Raw genomic sequence first — 13,014 nt, 5'->3', positions numbered from 1 at the left:
CTCGTACTGGGCGTACGAGGACGATCCCGACAACGCGGCGAGCGTGCGTGCCAGGCGTCGCGGGGCAGGCGGGACTTTCGAAACACGCCCTAGACCTATTGGTCCATTGCTGCTTCCTGGAGGATTGGGATCCCATGAGCAACCGTGCAGTCCTGGAGGTGATCGCTCTCGACGCGGAGGACGCGGTCGCCGCCCAGGCGGGTGGTGCAGACCGGCTTGAGCTGGTCACCGACATGGCGGCGGACGGCCTGACCCCGTCCTGTGCGACCTTCGCGGAGATCCGGGCCGCGGTGGACATTCCGCTGCGGGTGATGCTCAGGCTGACGGGCGGCTTCGCGGCCGGCGACATCGACGTGCTCGTGGCCGCGGCGCGCGAGCTGCGGGCGGAGGGTGCCGAGGAATTCGTCCTGGGCTTCCTCGACGCCCAGGGCCGCCCGGACCTGGTCGCAGTCGAACGCCTCGTCGCCGAGCTGGACGGCTGCCGCTGGACCTTTCACCGCGCGATCGACCGGGCCGCCGACCGGGACACCCTGCGCAAGCAGCTGGCGGACATGCCCGGCCTGGACACGTACCTCACGGCGGGTTCGCCGAAGGGCGTCGACGACGGCATCCCGACGCTCCTGGCCGAGGCGGCGCGCAAGGGTGAGCCCGGGTACGAGCCGCGGATCCTGGTGGGCGGCGGGCTCCGCCTGGACCACCTGCCGGAGCTGCTGTCCGCGGGCATCGACGCCGTACACATCGGCGGTGCGGCACGCCCGGCCGGATGGGCGGGGCCGGTGGACGCGGCGGTGGTACGGGAGTGGCGGGCGGTGCTTGACGCGTAGCGGGGGCGGGGTGGGTCGTGCCGCGGCGGGCTTGTTCCCCGACCCGCCCCTTCCCGTAACCGGGGCTCCGCCCCGGACCCCGCTCCTCAAACGCCGGAGGGGCTGGAACGCGCCGCGCTACCGCAGTCGAGTCGGCAGTTCCGCCGCATGCACCACCGTCAACCCCGACACCGCACGCGTCAGCGCCACGTACAGCCGGCGCAGCCCTGTGCGCTCGTCCGGCTCGCCGTCCACCACCGCGGCCGGCTCGTCCAGTACCACGTAGTCGTACTCCAGGCCCTTGGCCAGCGACGCCGGGACCAGGGTCAGCCGGGACTCGGCGGTCGTCTCCTCACCGGGGGACAGGTACGCGTGGCCCGCCGCGGCAAGCGCGTCCGCCAGCGCCGGAATCCGCGCATCGGCCGCGATCAGCCCGATCGACCCCTCCTGAGTCAACGACTCCTCGCACGCCGCCAGCACCGCCGCGTCCAGCTCCGCCGGATCACCCACCCCCCGTACTTCCAGCGAACCCGGCGACTCACGCACCGACTCCACCGCCGCGAGCCCTGGTGAGATCACCGGCAGCAGGCGTGACGCGTACGCGATCACCTCGCGCGGCACACGGAAGCCCGCCGTCAGCTCCTCCACCACCGCGTCCGACTTGCCCAGGTGGTGCAGCGCCTGCGCCCAGCTCTCCGTCGACCACGGCGTCGTGCCCTGCGCGAGGTCACCGAGGATCGTCGCCGAACCCGTCGTGCAGCGGCGGCCCACCGCCCGGTACTGCATGGGGGACAGGTCCTGCGCCTCGTCGAGCACGACATGACCGAGCGAGTGCGTACGCGCCACCAGGTCGTTCGCCTCGTCGATCAGAACCGCGTCCGCCGCCGACCACTTCGCGGACTTCACGCTGCGGACCGGCCTGGTCCACAGGATCGCCTTCTGCTCGTCCTCGGTGAGCAGCCCCTTTGCGTGCGCGGCCAGGAACTCCGCGTCGATGAGCAGCCGCAGAACGAGCTTGGCCGGTTCGACGGCCGGCCAGATCGCCTTCACGGCCGCCTTCACAGCGGGGTTACGGGCCACCGTGTTCTGCACCCGGTCGTCGGGCGCCTCGCCGGCCTCCTCCATACGGACCAGGACACAGTGCGCGATGCGCTGCGGAAGCGCCTCATGGGCGGCCCCGTATCGCATGTCGCGGGCCAGCAGTTCGGTGACGATCTCCTCCAGCTCGTACGCCGGCACCCGCCAGCGGCGCGAACCGCGCACCACCATCACCGGCTCGGTCGGCAGCGTCACATGTGAACGGATCGCCCGCCGCAGCACCTCCGCCATCCTGGCGTCGCCCTTGACGACGGCGGCGGCCGCCGAGTCCGTGCCGCGCACCTCGACGTCCGCCGTCACCAGATCGTCGACGGTCGCCTGCTTCACCTCCAGCTCACCGAGGGCCGGGAGCACCTGCTCGATGTAGTGCAGGAAGGAGCGGTTCGGCCCGATGACCAGCGTGCCGGTACGGGCCAGGCGCTCCCGGTGGGCGTAGAGGAGGTACGCGACACGGTGCAGGCCGACGGCCGTCTTGCCGGTGCCGGGCCCTCCCTGCACGCAGACCGTCCCGCCGAGACCGCTACGGACGATCTCGTCCTGCTCCGGCTGGATCGTCGCGACGATGTCACGCATCGGGCCGACACGCGGCCGCTCGATCTCTGCCTGGAGGAGCTTGCTGGTCTGCGCGGCCTCGGTGGGGTCGGTGAGGTGCTCGTCCTCGTACGCGGTCAGTTCACCGCCGGTGTAGCCGAAGCGGCGGCGCAGGCCGACGTCCTGAGGGTCCTTCCTCGAGGCCCGGTAGAACGGCTGCGAGACGGGCGCGCGCCAGTCGATGACCATCGGGTCGCCGTCGGCGTCATGGACGTGGCGGCGCCCGATGTAGAACTGTTCCCCCTCTGCCCCTTCGGCCTGATCGGCACCCACCGCGTGCAGGTAGTCCAGGCGGCCGAAGAAGAGCGGGGTGTGGGCGAGATCGGCAAGGGACTTGATGCGCTCGTCGATCTTGGCCTGCAGGACGGCCGCGTTGACCCAGTTCGCGGTGACATCGCGGATGTCGAGGGCCTGGGCGTCCTCGCGCATGGCGCGCAACGCGGAACGGGACGCGGCGAGATGGGCGCGTTCACGAGCCAGGGGATCGGTGGTGGTGTCGCTTTCGTGTTCGTGCGCGGGCACGTGTTGCCTCCGGCTTTTCGACGCAGGACGGCGGACCGCACTGCGCCCCCGCCACGGCTCGGGAAGCGATGCGGTCCGCTCGGGGATCCATCACGGGGTACGCACACAGGCGTACGCACAGCTGTCGGCCGGTTTCCGTCCGGTCGGCGGCGCTCCCCCGGCTGCCGGCGATGGCCGGTACCACGGTGCGGGAGGCGGGCAGACCGGCGATTGTATCGACCGTCCTCGTCACGGTCGAACGGTTTTGATGCCGGGTCCCCTCCCGCAGGGGACGCCGTGCGACCGGAGACCTGCACGCACCGCTTCTTCTTCCACTACGCGGGTGAGGCCGTTAGCTGTCGGTCAGCAACTCGTCCGCGTCCACGATCCGGTACGCGTACCCCTGCTCGGCCAGGAACCGCTGGCGATGCGCCGCGAAGTCCTGGTCGATCGTGTCGCGGGCGACCACCGAGTAGAACCGCGCCTCGTGCCCGTCGGCCTTCGGCCGCAGTACCCGGCCGAGCCGCTGTGCCTCCTCCTGCCGCGAGCCGAACGTCCCCGACACCTGAATGGCGACGGTCGCCTCCGGCAGATCGATCGAGAAGTTCGCGACCTTCGACACCACCAGGACGTTGAGCTCGCCCTCCCGGAACGCGTCGAAGAGCTTCTCGCGCTGGGCGTTGCTCGTCTCGCCCTTGATCACCGGGGCGTTCAGATGCTCACCCAGCTCGTCGAGCTGGTCGATGTACTGCCCGATGACAAGGGTCTGCTCGCCTTGGTGCCTGCGCACCAGTGCCTCCGCCACCTTCTGCTTCGTCGCGGTCGTCGCACAGAACCGGTACTTCTCCTCGGTCTCCGCGGTCGCGTACGCAAGCCGCTCCGAGTCCGTCAGATTGACGCGCACCTCGACACAGTCGGCGGGCGCGATGTAGCCCTGCGCCTCGATCTCCTTCCACGGGGCGTCGAACCGCTTGGGCCCGATCAGCGAGAACACGTCCGACTCGCGGCCGTCCTCACGCACCAGCGTCGCCGTGAGGCCGAGGCGTCGCCGGGCCTGCAGGTCGGCGGTGAACTTGAAGACGGGCGCGGGCAGCAGATGCACCTCGTCGTAGATAACCAGACCCCAGTCGCGGGAGTCGAACAGCTCCAGGTGCGGGTAGACACCCTTGCGGCGGGTCGTCAGTACCTGGTAGGTGGCGATGGTGACCGGCCGGATCTCCTTGCGTGTACCGCTGTACTCGCCGATCTCGTCCTCGGTCAGCGAGGTCCGCTTGACCAGCTCGTGCTTCCACTGCCGGGCCGAGACGGTGTTCGTCACCAGGATCAGCGTGGTCGCCTTGGCCTGTGCCATCGCACCAGCCCCGACCAGCGTCTTCCCCGCACCGCAGGGCAGCACGACGACACCCGAACCGCCGTGCCAGAAGCCCGCGACGGCCTGCTTCTGGTACGGCCGCAGCGCCCAGCCGTCCTCGGCGAGATCGATGGGGTGCGCCTCGCCGTCCACGTACCCGGCGAGGTCCTCCGCCGGCCAGCCCAGCTTCAGCAGCGTCTGCTTGATCTGCCCGCGCTCCGAGGGGTGCACGGCCACGGTGGCCGGATCGATCCGTGCCCCGACCAGCGGCTGGATCTTCTTCGACCGGAGGACCTCCTCCAGCACGGGCCGGTCCGTGGAGGTCAGCACCAGACCGTGGACCGGATGCTTGGAGAGGGTGAGGCGGCCGTACCTGGCCATCGTCTCGGCGATGTCGACGAGCAGCGCGTGCGGAACGGGGTAGCGCGAGTACTGCACGAGCGCGTCGACGACCTGCTCGGCGTCGTGCCCGGCGGCGCGCGCGTTCCACAGCCCGAGCGGGGTCAGCCGGTAGGTGTGGATGTGCTCGGGGGCGCGCTCCAGCTCGGCGAAGGGCGCAATCGCCCGACGGCAGGCGTCGGCCTGATCGTGGTCGACCTCCAGGAGCAGCGTTTTGTCGCTTTGGACGATGAGTGGTCCGGTCACGCGCGACGGCCCTTTCTGCTGCGGGAACGGCCGGGAACGGCCAAACGTCCAGTGTGCCGCATACCGGCGAGACCGGTCGGGCTGACTGGTTGGATGAGGCGTGCGGGCTCGAACGCGGGGCCGGACCCTACAGGCTTCGGGTGACCGTCAGGCCTCAGCGTGCGGCGTCGTCGGCCAGTTCGGCGACGCTGGTGATCCGGTGCAGCGGATACGTGCGAACCTCGTCCGCCGTGTGGTCGTACGCCGTGACGAACCCGCCCTCGACCCGGACCGGGGCGATGACGCGCTGGCTGGCAGCTCCGTCCGCGTTGACGTAGCCGATCCAGAGCGCCGAGCCGGTCATCACGGCAGCCTGGACGGTGGCGAGGGTCTCGGCGGAGGTCGTACGAGTCAGGGAGCCGGCCGGGGCCGCGGGTGCGTCGGCCGGGTCCTTGCGGACCACCGTGGCGGCCGTGTCCCCGGCGCGGATCGCCCGTACCGCCGCGCCGAGCAGGGTGGCGTCCGGGACCGGTGGGCCCTCGGGCACGGGGGCGGGGGGTGTGCGGGGCGGGGTGCGGCGGGCACCCGAGCGGGTGATCAGAACATCGCCCTCGGCGGACTCGGCTGCCGGCGCGTACCCCATCTCGCGCAGCCCTTCGAGCAGGGAGGCCGGGTCGACCTGGGCGGCCAGGGCCGTAGGTGCGAGGCGGCGCAGGCGCAGGGCGGCCGAGCGCTTGTCGACGAGGATCTCGTTGAGCACGGCCTCGTCGTCGCAGCGTACGTACGAGGAGGCGGCGCCGATCCGCAGATGGCCGTGGCGGCGGGCCACGTCGTCGATGAGGTAGCTGAGCGGCTGCGGCACCGGCGTACGGCTGTGGGCGGTGAGGAAGGCGTGCAGATCGGCTGCGGACTGTCCGGTGTCCAGGGCGCGGCGTACGGACCCGGGGGTGAACCGGTAGACCGTCGCGCCGCCCTTCGACTCGATGTCCGCGAGGGCGGAGAGCATGTCCGCCAGGGGGCGCTCCAGCGGGCCGGGGGCGACGGCCGTCAGGTCGGCCTGGAGCAGGATGTGGTCGAGCGGCTCGGGGATGAGGGGCGCGAGCAGCGTGGCGGCCTCGGCGGGTCCGGAGTCGAGCAGGGCGCGGGTGTGCGCGGCGAGCGCGCCACGGCCGGTGATGCCGAGGAGCTCGGACTCGCTCAGCGTCCACAGGGCGATCCGGGAGCGCAGGTCGGCGGTGCCCCCGGTGGAGGCGGAGGCGCCGCGCAGCGGGCGTTCCCAGCGGAGCCGGGCGAGGAGTGTCTCCGGGTCGGGGGCGGTGCCCGGTTCCAGGGCGGCAAGGAGGGCCAGGACCCGGTGGCGTACCTCGGGGGCGGCGGAGCGGTCGAGGTCGGGGCCGAGGGCGGACAGGGCCCGGCCCTTGGCGTCCTGGCCGCCGGCCAGGCCTGCGGTACGGGTGGCGGCGAGCCAGGCGGTGGCGAGGCGCACCCAGCGGTCCTGGGCGGGGAGTTCGGCCCAGTCGTCGTACGCGGGTGTCGGCGCGTACCGTTCGTCGGCCTCTCCGTCGGAAGCCAGCAGCCCGGCCGCGTAGGCGAGTTCGACCCAGAAGGCGGCGACGGGCTCGGAGACGTCGAGGGTGGCGGCTGTCTTCTTCAGCTCGCGGACACTGAGCCCACCGGCGCGCAGTATCGCGGGACCGCCGTCGTTCCAGCTCTTCAGCAGTTCCTCGACGGTGGTCACGGCCAGGAACGCCTGACCGGCCGCGGCACTGTCCACAGCCTGGGGATCACGGTTCGCGACCGCCTCCACGGCGGGCGGCCACGGCTCCGGTACGCGGTGGGCGCGCCCGGCCCGCAGATGCAGGGCGGCCTCGCGGGGCAGCACCACGGTGCGGGTCGACACGGGCAGCAGCAGCCCACGGTCGCGCAGCCATTTCACGGGCGGGGTGGGGTTCGGCGTCACTTCCCCGTACGGCGGCCCCCACACCAGCCGGTCCAGTACGGACAGGGCTTCGGCGGGGGCGGTGTCCAGCAGCTCGCCCATCCTGGCCCGGTCGGTGAAGAGCGCGGACAGGGAGGTCACGGCGGAGACCGGGTCATGGGTGGCGGGCAGTCCGGCGGCCGCCAGGATGTCCTGGAGGCGGCCCGGCGACATTCCGGCGGTCGCCTCCGCGACGGTCGGGCCCAGACCGGTGGGGGAGGGGTGCTGCGGGGACGGCGCGAGGAGTTCGCGTGCGATGCGCACCAGCCGCAGCCGGTCGTCCTCGCCCCAGACGAGGGCCTGTTCGCGCAGGGTGCCCAGGGCGGCGGGCAGCGCGTCCGCGATCGTCGCGCCCGCGTCGTCGCGGTGCTCGCCGTCGTCCCGGCCGTCGCCGGTGAGGAGGCCGAGCAGCGTCTCGTACGGGGCGGGGTCGGGCGCCACGGCCAGCGCCTCGGCGGTTTGCAGAGCGAACCGGTCGAGGTGTTCCAGTGCGCGTACGACGGAGGCACGCGTGCCGGCTCTCGTCGCGAGCTGAGTGATGTCGCTCGGTACGGGGGTGAGGAGATCGGGGCGGGCATGCAGCAGCGCCGCCAATGACTCGTCGTCCCGGGCGCGGAGAGCTTCGGCGAGCGTCCGCGGTGGTGTGGTCATCCCCATCCATGCCACGTTAGTCGCTTCGGACAGGCCTGAGGGGCCATCCGACAGCCTCTGAGGACGCTACCGTCGGTGCAGGCCGGTAGAGGGGAATCAGCGCGTGGGGATCGAGAGCGACCAGCTCGTCTACGACTATCTGAGCCGGATCGGGGACCTGGCACAGCAGCAACAGCTGTCCTCGGGCACCCGGATGAGGCTCGTCTCGACCCTCCGCGGCGAGATCGACCGGCAGCGCGGAACGCAGCCCGCGGACACCCCGGCGGCGGTCCGCCGCATCATCGGCAGACTCGGCACACCGGACGAACTGGTCGCCGCCGCGGCCGCGTCGGCGGACGGGACGGTGGGGCTGCCCCAGGGGTCGGAACCTGCCGCGGGGGAGGGGCGCGGCTTTCCCCGTCCGCGCAAGGGGATGCTCCGAAAAGACAGTTCCGGCAAGGGCGCGTCGCAGGCGCGGGAACAGGCGCCGGACGGGGAATCGGAGGGCACGACGGACTCCGCGGCTCCGGAAGCGGCGGCCGGTCGGGTGCCTTCGCCGCCGCACATGGCCGGTACGGACGAACTGGGGCCGTCCGGAAGCGAGCCCGACTGGTGGCGGATCGAGCCGGGGCCGTTCGGTGACGGGGTCGCTGTGCCGGGGTTCACCGGCGGCGTCGAGATCCCGGACATGATGAGGCCGCCGCCGGCCCGGGACGCCGTTCCGAGCCCGCGCCCGCGCACGGGCGACTTGCTGGACGAGGGCGACGGCAGTCCCGAGGGCGACGGCACCGACGAGGCACCGCGACGCCGGTGGCTCCCGCGACCGGGCCGCCGCGCCCCGCGCGAGGGCGGGGCGACGGGCCTCGGGTTCTCCCACCCGTTGCTGCTGCTCGCCGCCGCGCTGCTGGTCACCGGCGCGGTGATGGGCTCCTGGCCGGCCCTGGCGGGCGGCTGGCTGCTGGCGTACGGCTCACGCAAGCTGTCCCGCGCGGAGGCAAAGTGGGCGGCGCTGGGGGTGCCGGGCGTGGTCGTGGCGGGCGCACTCGTCTGGCTCTGGGGCCGGACGGAGGGCCGCTGGGGCGAGCCGATCCCGCAGGACGGTATGGGGGAGGCGCTGAGCGGGTTGTGGCCGGTGGTGGTACGCACGGCCGCGGTGGCTTCGGCGGCGTTTCTGGTGTGGCGGGCGCGGAAGCGGGAGCGGTAGGCGAGGCGGGGCACCGGGGCGTGAGGCCGACTCTCCCCGTGCGCCATGCGTAAAACTCTTCGTTTCCTACTCGTTTGACACGATGGGCTCATGTCCGAGACGACGTACAGCATCGGTGAGGGGCCGGCTACGAGAGTCAGCCTCTCTCTGCCCGAAGGGACCGCCGAAGCGATCCGTGCCCGGGTCGGCAAGCGGGAGTTCTCCGCGTTCATCGCCGCGGCCGTCGAGCGGGAGCTCCGGGGGCGGGTGCTGGACGAGTACCTGGCGGACTACGAGAGCCGTAAGGGCCCGGTCTCCGAGCAGGCGCGGCAGCGGGCGCGCCAGGTCTTCGACGAGGTGTTCGCCGAGGAGGGCCAGTGGCCCGCCGCAAGCTGATCCACCTCACGGTGTGAGCGGCGCGACGTCCCGTTCTCAGGGGAGCACCGGCGCCGGGCCGCCGCAGCACGGTTCGAGGTCACGCCGCGGGGCATCGTCCTGGCGGGCGCCACCCGGGACGGGCCGGGAACCGATACGCGGGTTCACGGCGTCGGCGCGGCCTGCCAGGGAGCCCCCGGCACCACAAGCGGCGAACCCGTCACCGGGTCCGGGACGATCACCGCGTCCAGGCCGAAGACCTCGCGTACGAGGTCGGCGGTGACGATGTCCTTCGGGTGGCCCTCGGCGACGATCCGGCCCGCCTTCATGGCGACCAGGTGGTCCGCGTACCGGGCGGCCTGGTTGAGGTCGTGGAGCACGGTGACGACGGTCCGGCCGCGGGTGCCGTCCGCCGCCGGGGCGGTGAGCCGGCGCACCAGGTCCAGGACCTCCACCTGGTGCGCGATGTCGAGGTACGTGGTCGGCTCGTCGAGCAGCAGCAGATCGGTCTCCTGCGCGAGCGCCATCGCGATCCAGACACGCTGGCGCTGCCCGCCGGACAGTTCGTCCACGGACCGGTCGCCGAGCTTGGTGATGTCGGTGCGCTCCATCGCGTCCGTCACCGCCCGCTCGTCCTCCTGGGACCACTGCTGCCACCAGTGCTGATGCGGCTGCCGGCCACGGGCGACGAGGTCGGAGACGGCGATCGCCTCGGGGGCCACCGGGGTCTGCGGCAGCAGCCCGATCGACTGCGCGATCTGCCGGGTGGGGATCTTCGACAGCTCGGTGCCGTCGAGGAGCACCGCCCCGCCGCGCGGCTTGAGGAGCCGGCCGAGCGCGCGCAAAGTGGTCGACTTGCCGCAGGCGTTCGGGCCGACGATGACGGTGACCTTGCCGTCGGGAACGGCGAGGTCCAGCTCCTGCACGACGGTGCGGTCCTCGTACGCGAGAGTCAGCTGCCGCGCGGTAAGACGGCTGGTCGCCGCCCTCGCCGTGGTGTCGGACGTACGGGTCGAGCTCATGCGGTGCCTCCACTACGGCCACGGCCGCCGCCGTGACCGCGGATGATCAGCCAGATCAGATACGGGGCGCCGACCGCCGCCGTCAGAACGCCCACCGGCAGCTCGGTAGGTGAGAAGAGCGTGCGCGCCAGCAGATCCGCGAACACCACGATCACCGCACCGAGCAGCGCCGAGCAGAACAGCGGAATCTGCGCGGTACGGGTCATCCGTCGGGCGATCTGCGGGGCGAGCAACGCCACGAAGTCGACCGGCCCGGCGGTCCCGGTCGCCACGGACGCCAGGATCACGCCGAGTGTGACGAGCCCCAGCCGCACGCGTCCGAGACGCACCCCGAGGGCCGTCGCGGTGTCGTCGTCCATCGAGACGGTGCGCTGGGCGCGGGCGGCCCACAGCACGGCCGGCAGCAGGATCAGCAGTGCCCAGCCGATCGGCGCGGCCTCGGACCAGCCGCGGCCGTTGAGCGAGCCGGACATCCAGATCTGCGCCTGCTGGGCGACCAGATAGTCGCCCTTCGTCATGAACAGCGTGGTGACCGACCGCAGCGCGATGGCGAAACCGATGCCGATGAGGACGAAGCGGGTGGCGTGCAGCCCACCGCGCCAGGCGAAGACGTACACGAGGACAGCCGCGGCCAGCCCGCCGATGACGGACAGATACGGCAGCACGGTGTACGAGGTGACGCCGAAGGTCATCGCGCCGACCGTGAGCGCGCTCGCCCCCTGAGTGATGCCGATGATGTCGGGGCTCGCCAGCGGATTGCGGGCGACGGTCTGGATCAGCGCACCGGCGATCCCGAACGCCGCGCCGACCAGCAGCCCCACGACCATCCGCGGCAGCCGCAGCGTGCCGACGACCAGCTCGTCGGGGGACGGCTGTCCCAGGATCACCTTCACGACCTCGCCGGGCGCGACGAAGGTCTCGCCGATGCAGAGGTACGCGACACAGACGGCGGCCAGCAGGACGACGAGGACGGCGGCGACGACGGCCGCCCGCCGGTGCAGCAGGAACCGGCCCCGCGCCCCGATCCGTACGACGTGGTAACCGGCGGGCCGTATCCGGACAGTGGTGTCGCTCATGCGGGCACCGCCTTCCGGCGTACCAACGCGACCAGGAAGGGAACGCCGATCAGTGCCGTCATCACGCCCGCCGGGACCTCGCTCGGCGGGAAGAGGACGCGCCCGATGACATCGGAGACGAGCAGCATGACGGGCCCGAGCAGTGCCGCCATCGGCAGCACCCAGCGGTGGTCGCTGCCGACGATCGCGCGCGCGATGTGCGGGACGGCGAGCCCGATGAACGCGATCGGCCCGGCCGCCGCGACGCCGGCACCGGTCAGCAGCGTGGCCCCGATGCCGCCGACGATCCGTACCGTCGCGACTTTCTGCCCGAGGCCCTTCGCCACGTCCTCGCCGAGCGCCAGCGCATCGAGCCCGCGGGCGACGGACAGTACGAGTACGGTCCCGACCAGCATGAACGGCCAGATCTGCTGGGCCACTTCGGCCTCGCGCCCGGCGATCGAGCCGGCCTGCCAGAAGCGGAACTCGTCCAGCGTGGACGCCTTGGTCGTCAGCACCGCCGTCGTCACCGACACCAGCAGCGCGTTGATCGCGGCGCCGCCCAGGGCGAGTTTCACGGGGGTGGCGCCCCCGCGCCCGCTGGAGGCGATGGCGTACACGGCGACGGAGGCGATCGCGGCCCCCGCGAATCCGAACCACACGTACCCCGTGAGTGTGTGGATTCCGCCGTACGCGATGGCCAGCACCACGCCCACCGAAGCGCCCTGGCTGATACCGAGGATGCCGGGGTCGGCGATGGGGTTACGGGTGATTCCCTGGAGAACCGTGCCCGCGAGGGCCAGTGCCGCGCCGACCATCAGCCCGATCAGTGTGCGTGGTACCCGCAGGCTCTGGACGACTTCGGCGGCTTCGGAGTCCCCGCCGTGCAGCAGGGCGTCGATCACCTCGGACGGGGGTATGGAACGGGCCCCCACGGCGAGACTGAGGAGAACCGCCACCAGCAGCGCCGCGACGGCCGCCGCCGTCGCGAGTGCGCGTCTGGTGAGGCGTGGAGCGGCGGCTGACATCGGACCCAATCGAAAGGGAAGCAAAGTTAGGCTTGGCTAAGTCTAAGCACCGTCGATTTCGGGCCCGAGGCCCGTACCGGGACGGGTGCGACGTTCCGGTGCCACGACCGTCCCGCGACAATGGAGTCCATGCCTTCGTACTCCCTGACGGTCGGCTTCGACCTCGACATGACGCTCATCGACACCCGACCCGGCATCAAAGCCGCCTACCTGGCGCTTTCTTCCGAGACGGGCACGCCGATCGACACGGATCTGGTGGTGAGCAGGCTCGGCCCGCCGGTCGACGACGAGCTGCGGAACTGGTTTCCGGCCGAGGCGGTGGCCGCGCACGCCGACCGCTACCGGGAGATCTATCCCACACATGCCATCGCCCCGAGCCCCGCGCTGCCGGGTGCCCGGGAGTCGATCGCGGCGATCCGTGAGCGGGGCGGCCGGGCGATAGTCGTCACCGCCAAGCACCTGCCGAGCGCGGAGCTGCATCTGGCGCACCTCGGGATCGAGCCGGATGCGGTGATCGGCGGCCTCTGGGCGGAGGCGAAGGGGAAGGCACTGCGCGAGCACGGCGCGGATGTGTACGTGGGCGACCACACCGGCGACGTACGGGGCGCCCGCACGGCCCGGGCGCTCTCGGTGGCGGTCACCACGGGTCCGTGCGACGCGGCGGAGCTCCGGGCGGCGGGCGCGGACGTCGTCCTGTCGACGCTGACGGAGTTCCCGTCCTGGCTGGCCGGGTACGCCGCGTAGACCCTCCGCCGGATGCGGGTTCACTGAGCGC

At 72.1% G+C, this 13,014-nt stretch carries 10 protein-coding genes; 4 read left to right on the top strand and 6 right to left on the bottom strand.

Going from position 1 to position 13,014, the window contains the following annotated elements:
* Positions 1-134: 134 nt before the first annotated feature.
* Positions 135-824 carry a copper homeostasis protein CutC gene (locus ABT115_RS29170; RefSeq protein ID WP_351795962.1) on the top strand — a complete coding sequence of 230 codons (690 nt, stop codon included), beginning with the start codon at positions 135-137 and terminating at the stop codon, positions 822-824.
* 117 nt (positions 825-941) lie between these two features.
* On the opposite strand, the gene ABT115_RS29165 is transcribed toward ABT115_RS29170, so the two are convergent.
* The 3 genes from ABT115_RS29165 to ABT115_RS29155 all read right to left on the bottom strand — a co-directional run bounded on the left by ABT115_RS29165 (position 942) and on the right by ABT115_RS29155 (position 7,603).
* Positions 942-3,014, bottom strand: coding sequence for a HelD family protein (locus ABT115_RS29165; protein WP_351795959.1), 2,073 nt, complete (start codon positions 3,012-3,014; stop codon positions 942-944).
* Positions 3,015-3,345: 331 nt separating this feature from the next.
* Positions 3,346-4,989 carry a DNA repair helicase XPB gene (locus ABT115_RS29160; protein ID WP_351795956.1) on the bottom strand — a complete coding sequence of 548 codons (1,644 nt, stop codon included), beginning with the start codon at positions 4,987-4,989 and terminating at the stop codon, positions 3,346-3,348.
* Positions 4,990-5,143: 154 nt separating this feature from the next.
* A complete protein-coding gene (locus ABT115_RS29155; protein ID WP_351795953.1) occupies positions 5,144-7,603 on the bottom strand; it encodes a helicase-associated domain-containing protein in 2,460 nt (819 codons plus the stop codon).
* A 97-nt stretch (positions 7,604-7,700) separates the two neighbouring features.
* Between ABT115_RS29155 and ABT115_RS29150 the strand changes: the two genes are divergently transcribed.
* Entirely contained in the window at positions 7,701-8,780 is a 1,080-nt protein-coding gene (locus tag ABT115_RS29150) for an ICP22 family protein (RefSeq protein WP_351795950.1), read from the top strand.
* A 90-nt stretch (positions 8,781-8,870) separates the two neighbouring features.
* A complete protein-coding gene (locus ABT115_RS29145) occupies positions 8,871-9,155 on the top strand; it encodes a hypothetical protein (protein WP_351795947.1) in 285 nt (94 codons plus the stop codon).
* 143 nt (positions 9,156-9,298) lie between these two features.
* Here the strand turns inward: ABT115_RS29145 and ABT115_RS29140 are convergent, their stop codons facing one another.
* From ABT115_RS29140 to ABT115_RS29130, 3 genes are read right to left on the bottom strand one after another with little or no spacing between them, the layout of a single operon-like run.
* Complete coding sequence (locus tag ABT115_RS29140; RefSeq protein WP_351795944.1) at positions 9,299-10,156, bottom strand: ABC transporter ATP-binding protein; 858 nt, start codon at positions 10,154-10,156, stop codon at positions 9,299-9,301.
* Positions 10,153-11,232, bottom strand: a complete 1,080-nt coding sequence (locus tag ABT115_RS29135; protein ID WP_351795940.1) for a FecCD family ABC transporter permease — start codon at positions 11,230-11,232, stop codon at positions 10,153-10,155. The genes ABT115_RS29140 and ABT115_RS29135 overlap by 4 nt, the downstream gene beginning before the upstream one ends.
* Positions 11,229-12,239 carry a FecCD family ABC transporter permease gene (locus ABT115_RS29130; protein WP_351795937.1) on the bottom strand — a complete coding sequence of 337 codons (1,011 nt, stop codon included), beginning with the start codon at positions 12,237-12,239 and terminating at the stop codon, positions 11,229-11,231. The genes ABT115_RS29135 and ABT115_RS29130 overlap by 4 nt, the downstream gene beginning before the upstream one ends.
* Positions 12,240-12,368: 129 nt before the next feature.
* Between ABT115_RS29130 and ABT115_RS29125 the strand changes: the two genes are divergently transcribed.
* Positions 12,369-12,983, top strand: a complete 615-nt coding sequence (locus tag ABT115_RS29125; protein WP_502969187.1) for an HAD family hydrolase — start codon at positions 12,369-12,371, stop codon at positions 12,981-12,983.
* Positions 12,984-13,014: the final 31 nt, after the last annotated feature.

This window comes from Streptomyces sp. NPDC001832, assembly GCF_040297265.1.
Classification (GTDB): Bacteria; Actinomycetota; Actinomycetes; order Streptomycetales; family Streptomycetaceae; genus Streptomyces.
Note: the sequence above shows the minus strand (reverse complement) of the source record. Positions and strands in the feature narration are given on the sequence as shown.